18 protein-coding genes and 1 other RNA gene are annotated in these 20,967 nt (G+C 60.1%); 5 read left to right on the top strand and 14 right to left on the bottom strand.

Annotated elements, in window-relative coordinates:
- Positions 1 to 14: 14 nt before the first annotated feature.
- From JHX88_RS05155 to JHX88_RS05130, 6 genes are all read right to left on the bottom strand, one after another.
- The gene (locus tag JHX88_RS05155) at positions 15 to 1,238 is read right to left on the bottom strand and encodes a glycosyltransferase (RefSeq protein WP_076525847.1); all 1,224 of its coding nucleotides are present in this window, start codon (positions 1,236 to 1,238) and stop codon (positions 15 to 17) included.
- Entirely contained in the window at positions 1,235 to 2,884 is a 1,650-nt protein-coding gene (locus tag JHX88_RS05150) for an ABC transporter ATP-binding protein (RefSeq protein WP_076525845.1), read from the bottom strand. Before JHX88_RS05150 ends, JHX88_RS05155 begins: the two co-directional genes overlap by 4 nt.
- Entirely contained in the window at positions 2,881 to 3,984 is a 1,104-nt protein-coding gene (locus tag JHX88_RS05145) for an ABC transporter permease (RefSeq protein WP_076525843.1), read from the bottom strand. The genes JHX88_RS05150 and JHX88_RS05145 overlap by 4 nt, the downstream gene beginning before the upstream one ends.
- Complete coding sequence (locus JHX88_RS05140; RefSeq protein ID WP_076525841.1) at positions 3,984 to 5,060, bottom strand: microcin C ABC transporter permease YejB; 1,077 nt, start codon at positions 5,058 to 5,060, stop codon at positions 3,984 to 3,986. Before JHX88_RS05140 ends, JHX88_RS05145 begins: the two co-directional genes overlap by 1 nt.
- Positions 5,061 to 5,167: 107 nt before the next feature.
- A complete protein-coding gene (locus tag JHX88_RS05135) occupies positions 5,168 to 7,027 on the bottom strand; it encodes an extracellular solute-binding protein (protein ID WP_084203107.1) in 1,860 nt (619 codons plus the stop codon).
- A 146-nt stretch (positions 7,028 to 7,173) separates the two neighbouring features.
- Positions 7,174 to 7,710 (bottom strand): c-type cytochrome, encoded by a 537-nt coding sequence (locus JHX88_RS05130; protein ID WP_076525839.1) that lies wholly within the window; start codon positions 7,708 to 7,710, stop codon positions 7,174 to 7,176.
- A gap of 120 nt (positions 7,711 to 7,830) precedes the next feature.
- Between JHX88_RS05130 and JHX88_RS05125 the strand changes: the two genes are divergently transcribed.
- Positions 7,831 to 8,676 carry a prephenate dehydratase gene (locus tag JHX88_RS05125; RefSeq protein ID WP_076525837.1) on the top strand — a complete coding sequence of 282 codons (846 nt, stop codon included), beginning with the start codon at positions 7,831 to 7,833 and terminating at the stop codon, positions 8,674 to 8,676.
- Positions 8,677 to 8,698: 22 nt separating this feature from the next.
- Here the strand turns inward: JHX88_RS05125 and JHX88_RS05120 are convergent, their stop codons facing one another.
- Complete coding sequence (locus JHX88_RS05120; RefSeq protein ID WP_076525835.1) at positions 8,699 to 9,154, bottom strand: SRPBCC family protein; 456 nt, start codon at positions 9,152 to 9,154, stop codon at positions 8,699 to 8,701.
- 356 nt (positions 9,155 to 9,510) lie between these two features.
- Here JHX88_RS05120 and ffs point away from each other — a divergent pair.
- The 3 genes from ffs (at position 9,511) to JHX88_RS05105 (ending at position 11,412) form a co-directional block, all read left to right on the top strand.
- Positions 9,511 to 9,607, top strand: an RNA gene (gene ffs / locus JHX88_RS05115) — signal recognition particle sRNA small type.
- A gap of 617 nt (positions 9,608 to 10,224) precedes the next feature.
- Positions 10,225 to 10,524 (top strand): hypothetical protein, encoded by a 300-nt coding sequence (locus tag JHX88_RS05110; protein ID WP_076525833.1) that lies wholly within the window; start codon positions 10,225 to 10,227, stop codon positions 10,522 to 10,524.
- A gap of 15 nt (positions 10,525 to 10,539) precedes the next feature.
- Positions 10,540 to 11,412, top strand: a complete 873-nt coding sequence (locus JHX88_RS05105; protein ID WP_076525831.1) for a phosphoribulokinase — start codon at positions 10,540 to 10,542, stop codon at positions 11,410 to 11,412.
- A gap of 88 nt (positions 11,413 to 11,500) precedes the next feature.
- Here the strand turns inward: JHX88_RS05105 and JHX88_RS05100 are convergent, their stop codons facing one another.
- The 7 genes from JHX88_RS05100 to JHX88_RS05070 all read right to left on the bottom strand — a co-directional run bounded on the left by JHX88_RS05100 (position 11,501) and on the right by JHX88_RS05070 (position 19,312).
- Positions 11,501 to 13,705 carry an OmpA family protein gene (locus JHX88_RS05100; protein ID WP_076525829.1) on the bottom strand — a complete coding sequence of 735 codons (2,205 nt, stop codon included), beginning with the start codon at positions 13,703 to 13,705 and terminating at the stop codon, positions 11,501 to 11,503.
- A 241-nt stretch (positions 13,706 to 13,946) separates the two neighbouring features.
- Complete coding sequence (locus JHX88_RS05095) at positions 13,947 to 14,690, bottom strand: YebC/PmpR family DNA-binding transcriptional regulator (RefSeq protein ID WP_076525827.1); 744 nt, start codon at positions 14,688 to 14,690, stop codon at positions 13,947 to 13,949.
- Between the two features lie 186 nt (positions 14,691 to 14,876).
- Positions 14,877 to 15,104 (bottom strand): hypothetical protein, encoded by a 228-nt coding sequence (locus tag JHX88_RS05090; protein WP_084203105.1) that lies wholly within the window; start codon positions 15,102 to 15,104, stop codon positions 14,877 to 14,879.
- Between the two features lie 123 nt (positions 15,105 to 15,227).
- Positions 15,228 to 17,006, bottom strand: a complete 1,779-nt coding sequence (locus tag JHX88_RS05085) for an SLC13 family permease (protein ID WP_076525825.1) — start codon at positions 17,004 to 17,006, stop codon at positions 15,228 to 15,230.
- Between the two features lie 133 nt (positions 17,007 to 17,139).
- Positions 17,140 to 17,961 carry a TIGR00282 family metallophosphoesterase gene (locus JHX88_RS05080; protein WP_076525823.1) on the bottom strand — a complete coding sequence of 274 codons (822 nt, stop codon included), beginning with the start codon at positions 17,959 to 17,961 and terminating at the stop codon, positions 17,140 to 17,142.
- 50 nt (positions 17,962 to 18,011) lie between these two features.
- Positions 18,012 to 18,638, bottom strand: coding sequence for a transglycosylase SLT domain-containing protein (locus tag JHX88_RS05075; protein ID WP_076525821.1), 627 nt, complete (start codon positions 18,636 to 18,638; stop codon positions 18,012 to 18,014).
- A gap of 149 nt (positions 18,639 to 18,787) precedes the next feature.
- Positions 18,788 to 19,312, bottom strand: coding sequence for a hypothetical protein (locus tag JHX88_RS05070; protein ID WP_076525819.1), 525 nt, complete (start codon positions 19,310 to 19,312; stop codon positions 18,788 to 18,790).
- 117 nt (positions 19,313 to 19,429) lie between these two features.
- Between JHX88_RS05070 and gatB the strand changes: the two genes are divergently transcribed.
- The gene (gene gatB, locus JHX88_RS05065) at positions 19,430 to 20,941 is read left to right on the top strand and encodes an Asp-tRNA(Asn)/Glu-tRNA(Gln) amidotransferase subunit GatB (protein ID WP_076525817.1); all 1,512 of its coding nucleotides are present in this window, start codon (positions 19,430 to 19,432) and stop codon (positions 20,939 to 20,941) included.
- The last annotated feature ends 26 nt before the right edge of the window (positions 20,942 to 20,967 follow it).

Genomic DNA, 20,967 nt, shown 5'->3' with positions numbered 1-20,967 from the left:
CCAGCCGGCAGGGTTTAGCGCATCGGATCAAAGCTTTCCACCCACTCGATTTGCCTCGGCAAGCTTTGAAGTTGCAGGTCATATCCGTCACGGATGGTCTGCCGGGCTGCACGACGAAGAGTCTCGCCCTCCGGATCGCCCTCCAGACCGCGGATCAGGGCCGAAGAAAGCGCCGGCACGTCAAAGAACGGTACCAGCCGTCCGTTCTCGCCGTCGCGGATCAGTTCGCGCACCGGCGCGGTATCCGAGGCGACGATATAGGCCCCGGCGGACATGGCCTCGGTCAGCGACCAGGACAGAACGAACGGATAGGTCAGGTAGCAATGCACGCGGGCAAGCTGGATCAGGGACATATATTGCCCGTAAGGCAGCCGCCCGACAAAATGCACCCGGTCCAAATCGAGCCGGTCGCCCAGTTCGGCCAGCATCACGTCTTTCCAGCTTTTCCCATCCCCCGGCGCCTTGCCGTAGCTGACGCCGTCACCGCCCACCAGCACCACCTGCGCCTCCGGTCGGGCAGCCAGCATTTCGGGCAACGCCCGCATGAAGATATGAAAGCCGCGGTAAGGTTCCAGCGAGCGCGAAACAAAGCTGAGCACCTCGTCACCGGCCTTCAGCACCCGGCCATTCGGCAATGTCAGGCTGGCATCGGGATCGGGGCGGGCGCGCTGCGTATTGATCCCGTCATGGATCACGGTGATCTTCTGCCGCAATTCGGGCGGGAAGCTGTCGGCCTGGTAGCGCGTGGGCGCGATGGCCGCATCCGCCTGCACGATCCCCTGGATCAGATGGGCCGAGCGCGCCACGGTCATGAAACGCGCCTCGAGACTATCTGCTGCGAATTCGGGATCGAAACCGACATCCGCGCCTTCGGTGCGATACATCAGCTCGGCATAGATCAGCAATTTCGCCTCGGGCCAGATCTCGCGCAGGAACAGCGTCTCGCCCCAACCGGAATGTCCGATGATGACATCGGGAACGAAGCCATGCTGGTCGCGCAGCGCCCGTGCCCCGCGCGCCGCCATCAGGCCCCTCTCGGCGTTGATCGAATAGCCTCGACCCAGGATGCCGTCGCTCTCGACCGGTTTCGGTTCCTTGTAGCGAACCGTGTTCACCGGGGACGGGTTCTTGTTATTGGCATCCGTCAGCGCGAGAACCTCGTGTCCGCGATTCACCAGCGCAGGAGCCAGATGCGGGAACTGGCCGGGAAAGTTCTGATGTACGAACAGTATCTTCATTGATCTCGGTCGGGAAAGGCTGCTTTCAGCAAGGCACGGGTATAATCGGTTTTCGGGTGATCGAAGATCTCGGCCGCAGGTCCCTGCTCCATCACCTCGCCCGCGCGCATCACCATGATCTGGTGCGACATGGCGCGGACCACGCGCAAGTCATGGCTGATGAACAGGAAGGTCAGGCCGTATTTCCGCTGCAATCCGCGCAGCAAATCCACAATCTGAACCTGTACCGTCATGTCCAGCGCCGATGTCGGCTCGTCCAGCACCACCACCTTCGGGCGCAGGATCATCGCGCGGGCGATGGCGATGCGCTGCCGCTGGCCGCCGCTGAATTCATGCGGATAGCGATGCATCATCTTGGGATTCAGTCCGACTTCGAGCATGATCTCGGCGACCATTTCGCCAGGATCACGGCCCGGTTCAACACCGTGAACGCCCAGCCCCTCGGCGATGATCTGTTCGATGGTCATGCGCGGCGAAAGACTGCCATAGGGATCCTGGAAGACGATCTGCATGTCGCGGCGCAGATGGCGAAGCTGCTTGCCCCCCCAAGCCGCGATATCCTGCCCCATATACAGGATCGGACCGTCGCTTTCGATCAGCCGCATGATGGCCATCGCCAAGGTCGTCTTGCCACTGCCTGACTCGCCCACGACACCCAGGGTTTCGCCCGACCGCAATGTCAAACTCGCGCCGTTTACCGCCTTCACATGCCCCACGACACGGCGCAGTAATCCGCGCTGGATCGGGAACCAGACCTTCAGGTCCTTCGTCTCGACCATCACCTCTGCATCCGAGGAAATCGGATCGGCAAAACCGGTTGGCTCGGCTCCCAACAGCTTTTTGGTATAATCATGCTGCGGATCGGCAAAAATCGCCTCGACCGGACCTTGTTCGACGATCTCGCCATCCTTCATCACGCAGACCCGGTCGGCAATGCGGCGCACGATGCCAAGGTCATGGCTGATGAAAAGCAGGCTGAGTCCCTCTGCCTCCTTCAATTCCGCCAGCAGATCGAGGATCTGGGCCTGGATGGTCACGTCCAGTGCCGTCGTCGGCTCGTCCGCGATCAGCAGATCGGGGCCATTCGCCAGAGCCATGGCGATCATTACCCGCTGTCGCTGTCCACCCGAAAGCTGATGCGGGTAATCGGCCAGGCGCGTCTCCGGATCACGGATACCGACACGGTTCAGAAGCTCCACGATCCGCGCCCGCGCCCTGGTTCCGGTCAGCCCCTGATGCAGGGCCACGCTTTCGGAAAGCTGCTTTTCCAGCGTGTGCAGCGGGTTCAGAGAGGTCATCGGCTCCTGGAAGATGAAGCTGATATCGTTGCCGCGAATGTCACGCAGAACCTTGTCCGGGGCGTTGATCAGCTCGCGCCCTTCGTAAATGACCGAGCCCTCGATCATCGCCGAGTCGCCCAGAAGCCGCACTGTGGATAATGCCGTCACCGATTTCCCCGAACCGGATTCGCCGACCAATGCCACGGTCTCGCCCCGGTTGATGTGGAAGCTGACCCCCTTCACGGCTGGCACGACCTGCCCGTCCTGTCGAAAACCGATGCGCAGATCGCGCAGGCTCAGCACGGCATCTGACGAGGGCTTCGCAGATTGCGCAGGGGGAGAGAGGATTTCCGCGTCGGCACTCATTTGAACGTCTTCCGGGGGTCAAATGCATCCCGCACACCCTCGAAGATGAAGACGAGGAGCGATAGCATGATGGAAAAGGTAAAGAAGGCGGTAAAGGCCAGCCATGGCGCCTGCAGGTTCTGCTTTGCCTGCAACGCGAGTTCCCCGAGCGATGGCGCAGAGGCAGGCAACCCATAGCCCAGGTAGTCCAGCGCCGCCAGACCACTGATCGTTCCGGTCACGACAAAGGGCAGCATGGTCAGCGTCGCGACCATGGCGTTGGGCAGGATATGCCGGAACATGATCTTGCGGTCCGAGACGCCAAGCGCACGCGCTGCACGGACATATTCGAAATTCCGCGCGCGCAGGAATTCGGCCCGCACGACCCCGACCAGTGCCGGCCAGCCGAAGATGATGGTCACAAAGACCAGCAGCCAGAAACTTCGCCCCAGGATCGCGAACAGGATGATGATGACGTAAAGCCCCGGCGTCGAGGCCCATATCTCCAGCAGCCGCTGAAAGATCAGGTCGGTGCGCCCGCCGAAATACCCCTGTATGGCCCCGGCCGCGATCCCCAGACTCGAAGCCACCACCGTGACGATCAGCGTGAACAGTATCGAGGTCCGGAACCCATAGATCACCCGGGCCAGCACATCGCGCGAGGTGTCGTCGGTGCCAAGCAGGTGATCCCCGTCCGGCGCGCTCGGGACCGTGCCCACATCGTTGATCGTCCTGTAATGATAGGGGATCGGCGGCCAGATCATCCAGCCCTGTTCGGCCTCGGGGACATCACTGGAGCCGTTTTTCACCGCCGCGATCAGTTCCTCGGGCTCGTCCCAGCAAGCCTCGCGGCCACCCGTCACGATCAGGCATTGCACCGCCGGATCGCTATAGATGGCTTCAGTCTCGAAATCGCTGCCGAAAGTGCTTTCCGGATAGAACTGCGTGACCGGCCAATACAATTCGCCCTGATAGCTCACGACGATCGGCCGGTCGTTAGCGACGAACTCGGCGCACATCGCAATGACGAACAGGACCGTGAAGATCACCAGGGACCAGAAGGCCCGGCCATTGCGGCGGAAATTGCGCAACCGGCGACGGTTCAGTTCCGATATTGCCATCAGCCATCCCTCGACTCGAAGTCGATCCGGGGATCGACCAGCACATAGGCCAGGTCAGACAGGATCCCGACGATCAGACTGAGAAGGCCGAACACGTAAAGCGTCCCGAAAATCAGCGGATAATCTCGCCTGACCGCGGCCTCGAAACCCAGTAACCCAAGCCCATCCAGCGTGAAGATGTTCTCGATCAGGATCGAGGAGCCGAAAAACGCGCCCAAAAAGGTCGCCGGAAAACCCGCTATCACGATCAGCATCGCATTGCGGAAAACATGCCCGTAAAGCACGCGGCGCTCGGTCAGGCCCTTGGCACGGGCGGTCATGGCATATTGCTTGTTGATCTCGTCCAGGAAACTGTTCTTGGTCAGCAGCGTCAGGGTCGCGAAGGCCGAGATCGAGATCGCGATCACCGGCAGGGCGGCGTGCCAGATGTAATCCTTGATCTTGCCCCAGGTGGACAGTTCCGAGAAAATCGCCTCGCCGCTGGTCAGGCCACGCAGTGGAAAGATCTTCCAATAGCTGCCGCCCGCGAACAGCACGATCAGGATCACGGCGAACAGGAAGGCCGGGATCGCATAGCCCATGATGATCACGCCCGAGGTCCAGCTGTCGAAGCGCGACCCGTCCTTGACCGCCTTGCGAATCCCGAGAGGGATCGAGATGAGATAGCCCAGCAATGTGGACCACAGGCCAAGCGTGATCGACACCGGCAGCTTTTCGATCACCAGATCGATCACATCCCGGCCATGCATCCAGCTTTCCCCGAAATCGAAACGCAGGTAATTGCCCATCATCATCAGGAAGCGCTGGACCGGGGGCTTGTCGAACCCGAATTCCTTCTCGAGCTCTTCGATGAATTCGGGCGGGAGGCCATATGCGCCCTTATAAAGCTCTTCGCCACCGGCCTCGTTCCCGCCGCCCGAAATATTGGCGAAAACATCGCCCTCGCCCTGCACCTGCGCCGCGATCTGTTCGATCGGGCCGCCGGGCACGAATTGCGTCAGCGTGAAATTGACCAGCATGATGCCGATCAGCGTGGGGATGATCAGCAGCAAACGCCGCAGGATATAGGCACCCATCAGCCTGTCCTTCTGCCCGCCCCTTGGGACATTGCGGACCTTGGCGGTCCTGTTCGGTTGTCACGTCTTCTGGGCAATCATGTCTCGGAAATCAAGCCACTTGCCCGTTATCGCAGCGCGCCTTTCTGCTTGAGTTCTTCCAGTCTCTCGGGGTTCGCCCACCAGAAATCCGTCACGCCAATTGCATGAGGCGGCAATTCCTCGGGATGTTCGTAATAATCGTAATAGGCCACCAGATGGTCCGGCTTGTACCATTGCGGAATCCAGAAACGCAGCGCCCGCATCACCCGATCAAGTGCGCTGATGACAACATTGGTTTCTTCGAGGCTAGTCGCCTTCTGCCCATATTCGATCAGTGTATCCACCGCAGGGTTGCTGAGCCCCATCGGATTGAACACGTCATCCGCATCCTCCGAACCGTAATGTTGCTCCATCCCGCCCGCAAAGACATAGGCGCCGCCCAGTGTCGTCTCGATCACGTCGAAATCATGGGAGCGGGTGCGGGTCGTCACCTCTGACGGATCGACCCGTTCGGCCACCGCATCAACGCCGAGCGTGCGCAGGTTCTGGACGAATGGAGTCGTGTAACGCTCGATGCTCTGGTTGTGATAGAGGAACGAGACCTTCAACGTCTCGCCCTTGTCATTGCGGCGCATCCCGTCGCTGCCGGTCTTCCAGCCAGCCTCGTCCAGCAGGGCCGCCGCCTTGCGCATGTTCCTGCGGTCCAACTGTCGCGCGCCGGATTCCGGCGGCGTCACCGGCTCGTCGGTCAGCACCCCCTCAGGCAAATCCTTTGCCAATGGCTCAAGCAAAGCCAGTTCCGCTTCTGACGGAGTGCCCGTGGCCTTCAGATCTGTATTCTCCCATAGCGACGTGACCCGGCTATTCAGATCGTAGAACAGCGAATTATTGCTCCACTCGAAATTGAACATCAGCCCAATGGCCTCGCGCACGCGTGGATCCTGGAATTTTTCGCGCCGCAGGTTGAACACCCAGGCATCGGCATCTGCCATGCTGCCGTTGGGAATGGCCTCCTTCACGACATCGCCATTGTCGAAGGCCGGAAAGTTGTAGCGTGTCGCCCAATGCTGATCGGAGACTTCGACGCGGAATGTATAGACACCAGCCTTGAATGCCTCGAAGGCAGCGTCGTAATCGTCGAAATACTCGAAACGCAACGTATCGAAATTATGTCGCCCGACATTGATCGGCAAATCCTTGCCCCAATAGTCAGGATTCCGCCGCAAGGTGATCGACCGTCCGAAATCCTGCCGCTCGAAAACATAGGGCCCGGAACCAAGGAACGGCTTCTTCGTCGGCTGTGTCAGATCATATCCGTTTTCCTCGAAATCCTTTTTCGAGAAAACGCTCATCCCCCCCATCTGTGAGATCACGTCACGGCGCGGAGCCTCTGGCGTGAAGGTGAACTGGACACGGTGCGGATCGAGCACCTCTACCTGCTCGACATATTCCTTCAGCATTGTGCGATAGGACGAGAATGCCTTTTCACGCAGCATGTCATAAGTGAATTTCACGTCCTCCGCGGTAAGCGGAGTGCCGTCGCTGAATTCCGCTTCGGGCCGAAGGTTGAAAATCACCCAATCGCGGCTTTCGGGATATTCGATGGTTTCGCATAGCAGACAATAGCTGGCCAAAGGATCGTCCGCGACCTGTATCATCAGATCTTCAATCGCCATGACACTTGGTGCCGTGGCCCGCCCCCGAAAGGTGTAGGGATTGAAGCTGTCGTAGCCCCCTATCCCGTATTGCGACAATTCGCCCCCCTTGGGCGCATCGGGGTTCACATAGGGAAGATGCTTGAAATCCGCCGGCAGTTGCGGCTCGCCGAAATAGGTGATGCCGTGGGATCTGATGATATTCTCGTCATCGTTGCTCGGATCCTGCGCGAGGGCCGGTGAAATCACGGTTCCCAGGGCAAGGGCGACAATCAGGGCGAGATGACGCATCGACGGACTCCTGCAGCGAATGGTTGGCCGTTACGCTAGGCGAGTAGCCGCCCGATGATCAAGCAGCGTTTTCGTGAACACATTCCACAAGCGCAAAGAAAAAGGCGCGGACCATGCCGCGCCTTCGATACATGCAATGGGAGAGCTTACTCAACGCTTTGCAGATAGGCGATCAGATTGGCCCGGTCCTCGGGCTTTTTCAGGCCGGCGAAGGTCATCTTGGTGCCGCTGACGACGCCCTTGGGATCGGCCAGGAATTCCTGCAGCGCCTCGGGCGTCCATTGCGGCGCCTCTTCGGCATGAGCGACCATCGCGTCCGAATAGGCGAAACCGCCGACCGACGCCATGTCACGCCCGACCACACCGTTCAGATGCGGGCCGACGCCGTCGCTGCCATCAACCTTGTGGCAAGCCTTGCATTTGCCGAACGCCTTCTCGCCGGCGGCGGGATCGGCGGCTTCCATCAGCGCGGCGAAATCGATCTGTTCTTCTTCCGCGGCCTCGCCGCCCTCTTCGCTTTCGGGCACTTCGATGGAATATGCCTGCGCATGCTCTTCCCCTTCGCCGTGACCGCCAGAGCCAACGTGATAAAGGCTGCTCGCCGCCCAGTTAGCCAGAAGCAGAAACAGAAGTGCGCCGATCAGCGCCCCGGCTGCCTTCGTCACGGTCATAGTATCGAACATCGCGTGCGGTCCCCGATTGGTAAGCTCGTCAATTCCGGCTTTGTCTATCCGCTTTCGCTTTCCGGGATCAAGGTATAGTTACCTTGCCGACTGCTAAATTTCGGACATCGGAGCGCCGACATGACCACCAACCGCATCGCATTCCAGGGCGAACCCGGCGCTTACAGCCACGAAGCCTGCCGCAAAGCGCGCCCCGATATGGAGGCCCTGCCCTGCCGAACCTTCGAGGACGTGATCGAAACGGTGCGCGCCGGAGTGGCCGATCTGGCCATGCTGCCAGTCGAGAACTCGACCTATGGCCGGGTCGCGGATATCCATCATTTGCTACCCGAATCCGGCCTGCATATCATCGACGAGGCATTCGTGCGGGTTCATATCAGCCTGCTCGCCCTGCCCGGTACACCGCTGTCCGAGATCCGTGAGGCGATGAGCCATCCCGTGTTGCTGGGTCAGTGCCGCAATTTTCTGCGCGATCACGGCATTCACGGGATCACCGGCGCGGACACTGCCGGGTCGGCAAAAGAAGTGGCCTCCCGCGACAATCGGTCGCTGGCAGCGCTTGCCGCTCCGTTGGCGAGCGAAATCTACGGGCTGGACCGTCTGGCGGATGAGGTCGAGGACCGGCAGAACAACACCACCCGTTTCCTGCTCATGTCGCGAGAACCCGATCAAAGCCGCCGGGCCGAGGACATGATGACCAGTTTCGTGTTCAGGGTCCGCAACATCCCCGCCGCGCTTTACAAGGCGATGGGCGGATTCGCGACGAATGGCGTGAACATGACAAAGCTGGAAAGCTACATGGTCGATGGCGTCTTCACCGCGACGCAGTTCTATGCCGATATCCAGGGACACCCCGAGGATCCGGCCGTCCAACGCGCTTTGGACGAGTTGAGCTATTTTACTTCGATGCTGAACATCCTAGGCGTCTATCCGGCCGATCCGTTGCGGAAGACACAGGGACAGTGATCGCGGAACCGAGACCGGGGGGTCAGCCCAGCCCCCCCAATTCGCCCACGAGTTCCTTGATTCGCGTCTCGAAGCGACGGTCCAGCCGCGCCTTGCCCAGCTTGGCCGTCTGCAGCATCAGCCGGGCACGCATGTTGCGCGGACGAATATCGGTTTCGTAAACGAGGCGTGAGCGTGTCTGGCTCAACGCAATGACGGTCGAATCGATCGATAATTCCAGTGCCTCGGACAGCCCTGTCATGATCACCCGCTCGGGACGGTCGTACCGCACCACTTCCAGTCGCAGCGTCCGCTCCCTCCCGCGCCAATCGAAGGCGATGTTCCAGCCCATTCCCGTGCCGGGCTCATCTGCGGGGTCGATCCGCGACACGCTCGCACCGCGCTGGATCAGTAATTGCTCGAGCCGGTTGAAATCATTGACCTTATCAAACAATTGCGGAGCCGACATCTCCGCATCGATACGTGTGGAAAATTTCATAAAGGACCGTCCAGATCGCCTACCGGAATGCTGCGGCATATACGCCACGCCCGGCTGCTGATAATCCATTCTTGGCGAACTGTTCAACCACGTCGTCAGCATAGCTACAATCCACTGCATGTTAATAGGACGTTTATGGACTGTTTCATCTCTCTTGAGAGCCTATCCTTTATGGCATGTTTCCCTGGAATCACTTTCTGATCCGCAGTTTCTTGCCGATCCGCCGCGCATATATCCCCGATGCCGGAATCATCGACATCAGGGCGTGTCATTGCCTGTCGGGCGTGCATGAAACCTCATGCATCCTGCCTCATGGCGGGGTTGCATCACGGCGCATCGCCGCTTAGATAGGGGGCGAGAGGTTGGCGCGGGCAGGCGCCTCGCCAACCCGGTCAGGTCCGGAAGGAAGCAGCCGTAACGAGTCCCGCTTGGGTCGTTGTCCAGCCTCTCACTTAAATTCTCCCCAGGTCATTCAACCGCAAAAATGCCATTGATTCGCAGGGCGTTTGCCTGCCTTGCTGTTCCTGACAGTTTCACGAGCCGACACAAACTTGACGGGGTTCACGACCGACGGCAGAGGCTTACGTCGGACGTTGCTCGTTTTCCGACCTCCTGACGACCAACTTTCGCAGCGCGATGATCTCGGACAGGACATATTTGCAGGTCACACCCCTAGCGGCAAATTGCCACAGGTCCCGATGTTCAGCGAATCCGCTTCGGCCAATGCGCGGGTCATTGCCGCCTGGATTCGGCCATGGGCGAGCAGCATAGCCCGTTTCCGAGAGATCAGCCTACCTTCGCCAGACTCGCATTCAACACATGAAGAACCAGTTTTTTACAATATTTTTCAATTATATACTCCCGCCTGCGCCACAAGACCAACCGCTTTTGTGGCGACGGCAATCGTTCCGTGATCGGCCAGCGCCCGAAGCGCAGGTAACTGTTTCAGTACGATCCTATCCAGCAGACACTTCATTTCTCTCAGCGCCACGGAAAAATTTTAAAATTTCCTGTCACCCCGGAATGGAATAGCAAACTGCGCAACGGACATGAAAGGGGAGGTTCAGTCCATGGCGCAGATCCAGAACCTGGGCGGGTGCGCGTTTCCCGCGCATCCGGAAAAGCCGGTTACCATGCTGTGCCATGTGGCCTGCCACTTGTCTTCGCGTATTCCGATGGGCGGACTGTCGGGGCCCCTCTCTCTCGCCATCGACCTGCCGGACGGATCGTCCGATATCGATGTGAATACCTCAATCGGCACAATCTTCAGCATTCAACCCGACAAGAACGCCCGCGTCGCGACCTATCATCACCTGCCTGCGCAAGATGCGTTCGCCCTCATCAGTAATCGCGGATTTTTCCGCGCCTGATCCAAAGGAACACCCATGTCCAGGAAACACCCCATCATCTCGGTTACCGGCTCCTCGGGTGCGGGGACCACCACGGTCAAGAGCACCTTCGACCAGATTTTCCGTCGCGAAGGGATCAATGCCGTCAGCATCGATGGCGACGCCTTCCACCGCTATGATCGTATGGCGATGCAAGAGGAACTCGCCCGCCGCCAGGCCGAGGGCGACCAGACCTTCAGTCATTTCAGCTATGACGCCAACGAATTGGAAAGGCTGGAAAAGGTGTTCCGCGTCTATGGCAAGACCGGTCGTGGCGAAACCCGGCACTATGTCCATGACGACGCCGAGGCCAAGAGATGGGGCACATCTCCCGGCAAGTTCACCGATTGGGCCCCTTTCGAGGACGGCTCGGACCTGCTGTTCTACGAAGGGTTGCATGGCGCAGTGGTCAATGACCACGTGAACCTGGCCGAACTGGCGGACCTGAAGATCGGCGTAGTGCCGGTCATGAACCTGGAATGGATTCAGAAGATCCATCGCGACAAGGCCAGCCGGGGCTTTTCGACCGAGGCCGTCACCGACACGATCCTGCGCCGGATGCACGCCTATGTGCATTGTATCTGTCCGCAATTCACCGAGACCGATATCAATTTCCAGCGCGTGCCGGCGGTGGATACGTCGAATCCCTTCATCGCCCGCTGGATTCCAACAGCCGATGAAAGCCTCGTGGTAATCCGGTTCCGCGATCCGAAGGGAATCGATTTCCCCTATCTGATCTCGATGATCCAGGGCTCCTGGATGAGCCGGGCCAATTCGATCGTCATTCCGGGACCGCGGATGGATCTGGCCATGCAGTTGATCCTGACTCCGATGATCCTGCGCCTCGTGAAGGACGCCAAGTGCGCATGAAGCGCTTTCGGACACCTCATGGCTTGTCAAAGCCTGACCCGGGCAAAATTGCCCGGGTCGTTTTCATTCTGACACCTCTTCGAATGCGTCACTCGGAGGTTTGCAGCAATTCCGTGATGCGCCGCACCGAGGCGCGCCGGTTGGACCGGATATCACCTTCCGCGCGGATTTTCAGATATTGCTCGCCATAACCCTGGACGACAAGGTTCTCTGGCGGCACGTCGAAATATTCGCTCAGAGCAAGCGCCACCGATTCAGCACGCCGATCCGACAGGGCGAGGTTCATGGCTGCATCTCCTACCGTATCCGTGTGGCCCTCGATAAGGAACATCTCGCGCGGGTTCTCGCTGATTGACTGCTGAATGACTTTCCCAAGCATCGACAATTGTTTTGCCTGGTCCGATTTGATCGCCGCCGAGCCAGTTTCGAAGGTGATCGCATCGATATTGACCGGTGCCACCAATGCCCGCACCTCGGGAATGTTGCGGATCTGGCCAAGAGTGAAGCGGCGGTCGATATTGGCTTCCCGCTGCAGGGCGGCCCGAAGCTGCTCTTCATCCAACGGGGCATCGCCCGTCTGCACCGGAGCCGCCGGATCGGGCAGCTCCGCGATATTGACCGGCTCGACGCCCGTGGTGTCATCGATCAGCTGCGTCGAGTTGCCATCGACAGAGACCAGCGTGCGGCGGAGGACGCGCAGATCGGCATCGCGGATAGTCACGATCTTGCTGCCATCGGAACGCGTCACGACGGTCCGGGACGAGCCATCATCGAAATTCTCGGTTGAAACGGTCGAACCGGGCTGGCGCAGCAGGGCGACCTCGTCCTTGATGACTTCCTGGCTACCATCGGCGCGCGTCACGACAACCCGATCCGGCGAGCTGAGCGCGACCTCGCGGTTATTGTTCAGCATCGAGCCAACCGCAACCGCCCCCAATCCCAAAAGCAGAGCCTTGGTCAAGTCGTTGTCGTCATCGTCTGAACCCGCTGTCTGCTCCTGCGAGTCCTGGTCGGCATCGGCGGACAATGCATCGCGCAGGTTGGTCTCGAAATCCTCTGCAGAGGAACGGCTGTTCTCTTCAGTCACCTCCTGCTCCACAACTTCACCTTCGCCGCTTTCCGCGGTCAGGGCCGAGGCAGTGGGTGCTTCGGTCGCTGTGGCAGCCTCCTTGGCAGCCTCGGTCTCGACGCCGCCCTCTTCTGCGGCGCGCTGGACCAACTCACCTTCTTTGTTCACGCGATACATTTGATCCCGAGCCCGGGCCAACATGAAACTTCCGTCTTCCTGAGCCTCCAACACGACACCTCGCGGGGTCATGACCGGGCCACCATCCGTGCAGGGATAAGCCGCACCGGACAGGCAGGTCAGTTGATCGACACTCATCCCCGCTTCGGCTTCGCCCTGCAAGACCTTGCTGAGACCAGACATGTTCTCTGATCTTTTCGCTGCAGCCTCCGAATCCGTCAGACGGACTTCACCGCTGACATCCGCTTCAGCTTCAGTTTCGGATTGGGCATCAGCGTCGGCTTCAGTTTCAGTTTCCGGCTCCGAGGCATCTTCAGGGGCATCCTCGGCAGTTTCCTCCTGTTCGGCCAAAGCCTTGGCCAGCGCGTCCTCATCCGCGGTCTCGGAACTTTCGGGCGCCGAAGCGGCATCCGCGGCCGGAGCCTGCTCTTCCTGCTCGGTCACCTCTTCGTTCGGCTGACTCTCCTCTGCCTTCTCTTGGCCCTGCTTGCCTTTGGGCGCAGGGCGAGCATCATCTTGCGTGACATCGCCGCCGTCTTTTTCGGCCGCCTGCTCCGCGGCTTTGGCTGGCTTCGCGGCCGGAGCCTCTTCACCAGCGATCGGCTCTTCGGCTTCGGCGTCAGTCTGTTCTGTCGTCTCGGCTTCAACAGGCGCTTCGGTCTCGGCATCGGTCTGCTCTGCCGTCTCGGCCTCGACCGGCGCTTCGGTCTCGGCATCGGTCTGCTCTGCCGTCTCGGCCTCGACCGGCGCCTCGGTCTCGGCATCGGTCTGCTCTGCCGTTTCGGCTTCGACCGACGCCTCGGTCTCGGCATCAGTCTGCTCTGCCGTTTCGGCTTCGACCGACGCTTCAGCTTCAGTGTCTGTCTGCCCTGCCGCATCCTCCTCGATCGGCAGTTCGATTTCGGTATCTGCTTGCGCGATTACGTCAAACTCAGAGCGCTTTTTCGACATGTCATCGGGAATATGGGTCTGAGCCATTGCCAGATGCGGTGCCAAAAGCGACAGGCAGGCGGCAATCGCGGTGCTATTATGGATGATCCGGCGCATCTGCAGTCCTCACTTGCTTCGTTCTGTTCCGAGACAGTAACAGACAGCAAGCGGAGCAGTTCCCTCGGTTGCATGACCCTTTCGTGAGCATCCTTCGGCATGCGCCGAAAAGCGCATGGCTCGCCTGTCACACTGATCGAAACCAGAGGATGCCATCACGCCGACATTATCGCCATGAACTCTGCACAACCCCCCTCAGGATTTCTCGCCCGTGCAAAAAACGGCGCCATCACCGTACAGCCTAAAGCTGCGCGGCCACCTCTTCGGACAGATCGAAATTGCCCGTGACGTTCTGAACGTCATCGTCGTCTTCCAACGTATCGATGAGTTTCACGAGCTTTTGCGCCGTTTCCAGATCGGTGATCTCGGTCGGAGCCTGCGGCTTCCAGATCAGCTTGGCTGTCTCGGATTCGCCAAGTGAGTCCTCCAGCGCTGTCGAGACATCGTTCAGATCGGTGTCGGCACAATAGATCCAATGTCCCTCATCATCGGATTCGACATCGTCGGCGCCAGCCTCGATCGCGGCCATCATCACCGTATCGGCATCCCCGGCCGAAGCCGGATAGACGATCTCCCCCACTCGGTCGAACATGAAGGCAACGGACCCGGTCTGTCCCAGATCCCCGCCCGATTTGGTGAAATAGCTGCGCACATTCGACGCGGTGCGATTGCGGTTGTCAGTCATCGCCTCGACGAGCAGCGCAATACCGTTGGGGCCATAGCCCTCGTAGCGGATTTCCTCGTAGCTCTCGGCATCGCCGCCCTGCGATTTCTTGATCGCACGTTCGATCACGTCCTTGGGCACGGAATTGGTCTTGGCCTCTTTCACGGCAAGCCGCAGGCGCGGGTTCTTTTCAGGATCAGGGTCGCCCATCTTGGCGGCCACGGTAATCTCTTTGGACAGTTTGGAAAACAGCTTCGAACGTGCCGCGTCCTGCCGGCCCTTGCGATGCTGGATATTGGCCCATTTTGAATGACCAGCCATATTGGGTCGCCCTTCGTAATTCAGATATATTCCGGATTCGAGCGCTTTTAGTCCAGCAAGGCGCCCTATCGCAAGATGAAGGACGAAAGCTTTCCGCATTCCGGGATGGGCCGATATGGCTGGCAGACATGCAAAAGCGCGCGACCAGAGGGCGCGCGCCTGTACAGCATATAGAAGACTCAGGCCTCAGATATAGGAATTCACGCCCATGATCCGGCGAATCTCGCCATCGCGAGTCAGCCCTTTCGCGGCCAGATCTTCGTCCGAAACGCGATTCAGCTGTTCAAGTTGGCGCATTTTCGGGTTGGCTTCGGCCACCATGATGAGAAAACGGCCAAAAGCGGTGAACGGTGCCGCCAACGCGCTGAGGATGGAAAACTGCGCGCGGCGCTCGATGGTTGCGGTCCCTGCCATAGGAAACTCCTTGTGTCTCACAAAGTTGTTTCCTCCCTGCGCCCAATATTGTGCACATGCAGCATCGCTACAACCTGCAATGCTGCATAGCGGCATTGCACCGCACACAACTTGCGCGGAAGGTCAAAGTGGCCAAAAGATCGGGATGACCGTCGAAGCCGTGATCGCCATCAGCACATTCAGCGGCAGACCCACGCGGATGAAATCGGTAAAACGATAACCACCGGGACCATAGACAAGCGTGTTGGTCTGATACCCGATCGGCGTGGCGAAACTGGCCGAAGCCCCCATCATGACCGCGATCACCAGCGGGCGCGGATCGACGCCAAGCTGATTGCCAAGCGAAATCGCGACCGGCGTGACAATCACCGCCACGGCATTATTCGTCACCGTTTCGGTCAGCACCATCGACAGGATATAGACCGACAGTACCAGCCCCCAAGGCGGCATCTGCGCCAGCCATGGAGCAATCCGGGTAACAATCAATTCGACCGCGCCGGAGTTTTCAAGCCCCGCCCCGACGGCCAGCATCGCGAAAATCAGTGCCATCAGCCGCCCATCGACAAAGCTCAGCGCCTCGTCGGCATCGATGCAGCGGGTCCCCAGAACCACCGCCACACCGATGAAGGCCAAAAGCAGGATCGGCGCGATCTCGAATGCCGACAGGACCACCACCGCGATCAACGTCGCCACCACGATGGGCGCGTGTTTACGGCGATAGGCACGGTCGGACGGCGCGTTGACCTCGACCATCTCCATCTCGCTGGCCAGTCTCTGGATATCGGCGGGGGCACCCTCCAGCAGCAGCGTGTCGCCCACGCGCACGACCAGATCGTCCAGTTGACGCCCGATATTCTGGTTCTTGCGATGCGCGGCCAGCACATAGACACCATACCGCCTGCGCAACCGCATCGAGCCGAGGCTGCGCCCGACCATGTGGCATCCCGGTGTGATCAGCACCTCGACCGTCGAGGTCTGGACCGAGCTGAGCTTGTCCACCATCCGCAGATCCTTGTGGCTCTGCAGCCCCAGAACCTCTGACATCGGGGTGCGCAGAACGACACGGTCGCCGGCCTCCAGCCGTACGGCGGCCAAGTCCCGGCGCAAGGATGCATCGCCACGCAACACATCGATCACCCGCGCGGTATCGCGGGTGAAAATATCCACCTCGTCCAGCGCCTTGCCGATCAGCGCGGAATCTTCGGGGATGGCGACCTCGGTAAAGAATTTCATCTTCGAACGGCCCGACATCAGCTGGGACATCGAATCGCGATCCGGCAGCAAGCGCGGGGCAACCAGCAGCAGGTAGATCACCCCTACCAGCGCCATCGCCAAGCCAACGGGCGTGATCTCGAAAATGGTGAAAGCTTCCATCCCGGAACTCCGCGCGACACCGTCGACCAGCAGATTGGTCGATGTGCCGATCATCGTCATCGTGCCACCGAGGATCGACAGGTAGGAGAGCGGTATCAGCAGTTTGGAGGGAGATTTTCCCATCTCGTTCGCAAGCTGCATGAAGATCGGCATCATCACCACCACCAGCGGCGTATTGTTGACGAAGGCCGACATCACGCAGACCACGACCGAGATCAGTGCCAGCGTCAGGATCGGCCGGTCACCCGCGTGACGCGCGGCACGTTGGCCGATCCAGTCCAACGCGCCGGTGCGAACCAGCCCACCCACGATGATGAACATGAAGGCGATGGTCCATGGTGCCGGGTTCGATAGCACGCCCGACACGTGGCTGACATCCAGGATTCCCAGTGACAGCAGCACGACAGCGCCCAGGATCGCCGTCACTTCAGGCGGATAAACTTCACGGATGAAAAGGGTCAGCATGCCTGCGACGATGAATATCGTGGCGATGGCCGCCACCGAGCCGCTCAACTCAAATCCGAACATACAGTTCTCTCAGCATCGACCTTGCTGGCCAGTCGGCGCATCTTGATCTGAATCCCGCACCGCCTGCAAGAAGATATGACGGCAAACACCCGATCGGTGGCGAAGGCCGCACGAATCAGCGGAAAACCCTCATCTATCCGGCGGCAAGATGGGTCTGTGCCAGCCGGCCGCCTTCGCGCAACGGCTCGATCCGCCGGGCCTCTCCGCTGCGGTCATCGGTCTCGACCAGCACGCCGCAAAGCGTCGCCTCACCCTCGGCGGGAGTGAAGCGATCACGGTTCATCCCGGTGATGAACCGACGCAGGGGTTCGGCCTTGTCCATGCCGATCACACTGTCATAGTCCCCACACATCCCCGCATCCGAAAGATAACCCGTGCTGCGTGGCAATATCTGGGCGTCAGCCGTGGGCACATGCGTATGCGTGCCGACCACCAGAGAGGCCCGCCCGTCGCAGAAATGCCCCATCGCCATCTTTTCGCTGGTGGCCTCGGCATGGATGTCCACAATCGCGGCTTGGACCATGCCGCCACGAGGATGCGCGCGCAACACGCCATCCAGCGCCGAAAACGGATCGTCATAGGGCCGCGACATGAAGACCTGACCAAGGGCCTGCGTCACCAGCACCTTGCGCCCACGCTGGTCGCTGAACACCCCTGCCCCTCGGCCCGGAGCCTCCTTGGCGAAGTTCAAAGGCCGGATGATGCGTTGTTCGCGCTCGATAAAGGCGAGCATGTCTTTCTGATCGAAGGCATGGTCGCCGAGCGTCAGGCAATCCGCGCCCGAATCGAGCAGCAATTGCGCGTGACCAGCCGTGATGCCGCGCCCACCGCTGGCATTCTCGGCATTGACGATGACGAAATCGGCTTTCAGTCGTGCCCGCAGTTCCGACAGCTTTTCGGTGATCCCGCGGCGGCCCGAGCGGCCCATGACATCGCCAAGAAATAAAATTCGCATACGATCCGGTTATGGCAAAACCGCCAGACGCTCAAGCAGGAACCGTTCCGTCAGCTTTCGGTCTTGGCGGTGCAGTAACTTTGGCTGCTGGTCCAAGCGGCGATATCGGCACGTTTCTTGGCACTACGCATCGGCCCCCAATCCCGCGCCACTCCGCGCCAGCCCCCGCTGCCGTCACGCGCCACGGCATTGTCGCGACCGACCTGTTTCGACATGATCCGAACCGCGCAGGCCATGTTGTCCGCGCCGTTGGTGATATGGCCACTGCAGCCATAACTGCGCCAAGTCCCGGGCGCGATCTGCATCAGCCCCAACCATCTGCCGCCGCCACCTGCTGCCCTGGGGTTATAGGTGCTCTCATGCTTGGCCAGCGCCGACATGAAACCCGCCCAGAATGCCTTGCGGCCGATTCTGTTCAATTCGGCGTAATTCGGGCAATAAGTATCAATGTCATGCGGAACATTCGACAGCATCGTCACGCCCTCGCGCTCCAGCGCAGCCAGCGTCGCCTTGGTCCATGTATCCGAGCCGCTCTTGTGCTGCCAGCGCATCGGCGGGCTGACAGCCAGTGACATCTGTTGCGCTTTTTCCCGGGCTTCTTCTTCGGCTGAAGGGCCGGTATCGGTATTGCAAGCGGCAAGAAATGCCAAGGCGGCAAGGACAAGAGTAGAGCGCATGCGATTCTCGTAGGGCAGCTTCGTCGCAAAACGCCTTAACGGTATAAGCCTTTCTTGCAAGTTAACGGGCAGGCGGTCGGCGGTTTCGCGCCTGTTTCACGGCAACAACGGAAGCAATGCGCCTATAGCGCGGCCTAAATGACGGCCGGTCACCGCAATTTCATCAACCTTGCAACTTCGTCCAGCGCTTCTCGCTGCCGTTGCGACAGCCCGCCCGCGCCCTGCCCGACATCATTCAGGACCAGCAGCAGCGACTGAAATCCATGCTGATCCAGCCGCGACAGCCGCCGCGTCAGCCGGGTGATCGCCGGTTGCGGCCCGTGACATTCATTCACCAACCAGCGCCCGACGATCATCATCTCCTCGGCCCTGGCCATCGAATTGCCGGTATGGCGGGAAATGGAACTCGCCAGCCGCTCCCGATCCTCGCGCGAGGGCAGATCGTCCAGCTCAAGGAAAGCGATCCCGATGGCCGTCACGGCCAGTGCGGGATCATCGACGCTTTCGACCGGGTGGACATTCGCCCGCCGCCGGAAGCCCAATGCACGTGCGGCACCAACCACGTCCCTTGCCATGTAAGTCAGTTCGCGTGCCGCAACACCCGCCGACCGAATCCGCAAATACCAGATCGACGCCGCAATCAAGGCCCCGACAATCGCGATCAGCACCGGCATGTTCAAACCTCTAGGTAATTCAATCCGGCGCGATCTTATACGCCTACGCCCCCGTGACAATAGCCGCGCACTGGCCTAAAACCGCCGCCAGACCGCCACAGCCAGAGCGAGAGCCCCATGCTTGACCATCTTTCCTTCACTGCCCCCGAACCGAAGATCATCGCCGGTGCCAAGGGCGATTGGGAACTGGTCATCGGGTTGGAGGTACATGCGCAGGTGGCCTCGAAGGCCAAGCTGTTCTCGGGGGCTTCGACCGAGTTCGGGGCCGAGCCGAACAGCAATGTCGCCTTCGTCGACTCGGCCATGCCCGGGATGCTGCCGGTGGTCAACGAATTCTGCGTGGCGCAGGCCGTGCGGACCGGTTTGGGTCTGAAAGCCGCGATCAACCTTGTCAGCGCCTTCGACCGCAAAAACTATTTCTACCCCGACCTGCCGCAGGGCTATCAGATCAGCCAGCTCTATCATCCCATTGTCGGCGAGGGAGAAGTGATCGTGGACATGGCCCCCGGCGTTGCCCGCCGCGTCCGGATCGAGCGCATCCATATGGAGCAGGACGCGGGCAAATCCATCCATGACATGGACCCGAACATGTCCTTCGTGGATCTCAACCGGACTGGCGTTGCGCTGATGGAGATCGTCAGCCGCCCCGACATCCGCGGCCCGGAAGAAGCCGCCGCCTATGTCTCGAAACTGCGCCAGATCATGCGCTATCTGGGCACCTGTGACGGCAATATGCAGAACGGCAACCTGCGCGCCGATGTGAACGTCTCGGTCTGCCCTCCCGGCGCCTATGAGAAATATATCGAGTCCGGCGATTTCAGCCATCTGGGCACCCGCTGCGAGATCAAGAACATGAACTCGCTGCGATTCATCCAACAGGCCATCGAATACGAGGCGCGGCGCCAGATCGCACTTCTCGAGGATGGTGGCACGGTGGTGCAGGAAACCCGGCTCTACGATCCCGACAAGGGCGAGACGCGCTCGATGCGCTCGAAGGAAGAGGCGCATGATTACCGCTATTTCCCCGATCCCGACCTGCTGCCGCTCGAGATCGAGCAAGCCTGGGTCGACGACATCGCCGCAAGCATGCCAGAACTGCCGGATGAGAAGAAGGCGCGGTTCGTGCGTGACATGGGGTTGTCGGAATACGATGCGGGCGTGTTGACCGCCGATGTCGACAACGCCAATTTCTTCGAGATCGTGGCAGAGGGGCGCGACGGCAAACAAGCCGCGAACTGGGTCATCAACGAGTTGTTTGGCCGGTTGAACAAGGAAGGGTTGACGATCGAGACCTCGCCCATATCCGCCGCGCAGCTTGGCGGTGTGATCGACCTGATCGCCAAGGGCGACATCTCGGGCAAGATCGCCAAGGACCTGTTCGAGATCCTTTGGATCGAGGGCGGCGACCCCGCCGAGATCGTCGAAGCGCGCGGCATGAAGCAGGTCACCGACCTGGGCGCTATCGAGAAAGTCGTGGACGAGATCATCGCCGCCAACCCGGCACAGGTCGAGAAAGCCAAGCAGAACCCGAAACTGGCGGGCTGGTTCGTCGGACAGGTTCTGAAGGCGACCGGGGGCAAGGCGAACCCGGCAGCCGTGAACGAGTTGGTGGCAAAGAAGCTGGCGTAAAGATCAGAACGCCAGGCAGGCGCGGG

This window comes from Paracoccus saliphilus, assembly GCF_028553805.1.
In the GTDB taxonomy this organism is placed as follows: Bacteria; Pseudomonadota; Alphaproteobacteria; order Rhodobacterales; family Rhodobacteraceae; genus Paracoccus; species Paracoccus saliphilus.
Note: the sequence above shows the minus strand (reverse complement) of the source record. Positions and strands in the feature narration are given on the sequence as shown.

Bases quoted from the DNA above. Each gene is read 5' to 3' on its own strand.
- JHX88_RS05155 (WP_076525847.1), bottom strand. From the start codon at position 1,238: ATGAAGATACTGTTCGTACATCAGAACTTTCCCGGCCAGTTCCCGCAT.
- JHX88_RS05150 (WP_076525845.1), bottom strand. From the start codon at position 2,884: ATGAGTGCCGACGCGGAAATCCTCTCTCCCCCTGCGCAATCTGCGAAG.
- JHX88_RS05145 (WP_076525843.1), bottom strand. From the start codon at position 3,984: ATGGCAATATCGGAACTGAACCGTCGCCGGTTGCGCAATTTCCGCCGC.
- JHX88_RS05140 (WP_076525841.1), bottom strand. From the start codon at position 5,060: ATGGGTGCCTATATCCTGCGGCGTTTGCTGCTGATCATCCCCACGCTG.
- JHX88_RS05135 (WP_084203107.1), bottom strand. From the start codon at position 7,027: ATGCGTCATCTCGCCCTGATTGTCGCCCTTGCCCTGGGAACCGTGATT.
- JHX88_RS05130 (WP_076525839.1), bottom strand. From the start codon at position 7,710: ATGTTCGATACTATGACCGTGACGAAGGCAGCCGGGGCGCTGATCGGC.
- JHX88_RS05125 (WP_076525837.1), top strand. From the start codon at position 7,831: ATGACCACCAACCGCATCGCATTCCAGGGCGAACCCGGCGCTTACAGC.
- JHX88_RS05120 (WP_076525835.1), bottom strand. From the start codon at position 9,154: ATGAAATTTTCCACACGTATCGATGCGGAGATGTCGGCTCCGCAATTG.
- JHX88_RS05110 (WP_076525833.1), top strand. From the start codon at position 10,225: ATGGCGCAGATCCAGAACCTGGGCGGGTGCGCGTTTCCCGCGCATCCG.
- JHX88_RS05105 (WP_076525831.1), top strand. From the start codon at position 10,540: ATGTCCAGGAAACACCCCATCATCTCGGTTACCGGCTCCTCGGGTGCG.
- JHX88_RS05100 (WP_076525829.1), bottom strand. From the start codon at position 13,705: ATGCGCCGGATCATCCATAATAGCACCGCGATTGCCGCCTGCCTGTCG.
- JHX88_RS05095 (WP_076525827.1), bottom strand. From the start codon at position 14,690: ATGGCTGGTCATTCAAAATGGGCCAATATCCAGCATCGCAAGGGCCGG.
- JHX88_RS05090 (WP_084203105.1), bottom strand. From the start codon at position 15,104: ATGGCAGGGACCGCAACCATCGAGCGCCGCGCGCAGTTTTCCATCCTC.
- JHX88_RS05085 (WP_076525825.1), bottom strand. From the start codon at position 17,006: ATGTTCGGATTTGAGTTGAGCGGCTCGGTGGCGGCCATCGCCACGATA.
- JHX88_RS05080 (WP_076525823.1), bottom strand. From the start codon at position 17,961: ATGCGAATTTTATTTCTTGGCGATGTCATGGGCCGCTCGGGCCGCCGC.
- JHX88_RS05075 (WP_076525821.1), bottom strand. From the start codon at position 18,638: ATGCGCTCTACTCTTGTCCTTGCCGCCTTGGCATTTCTTGCCGCTTGC.
- JHX88_RS05070 (WP_076525819.1), bottom strand. From the start codon at position 19,312: ATGCCGGTGCTGATCGCGATTGTCGGGGCCTTGATTGCGGCGTCGATC.
- gatB (WP_076525817.1), top strand. From the start codon at position 19,430: ATGCTTGACCATCTTTCCTTCACTGCCCCCGAACCGAAGATCATCGCC.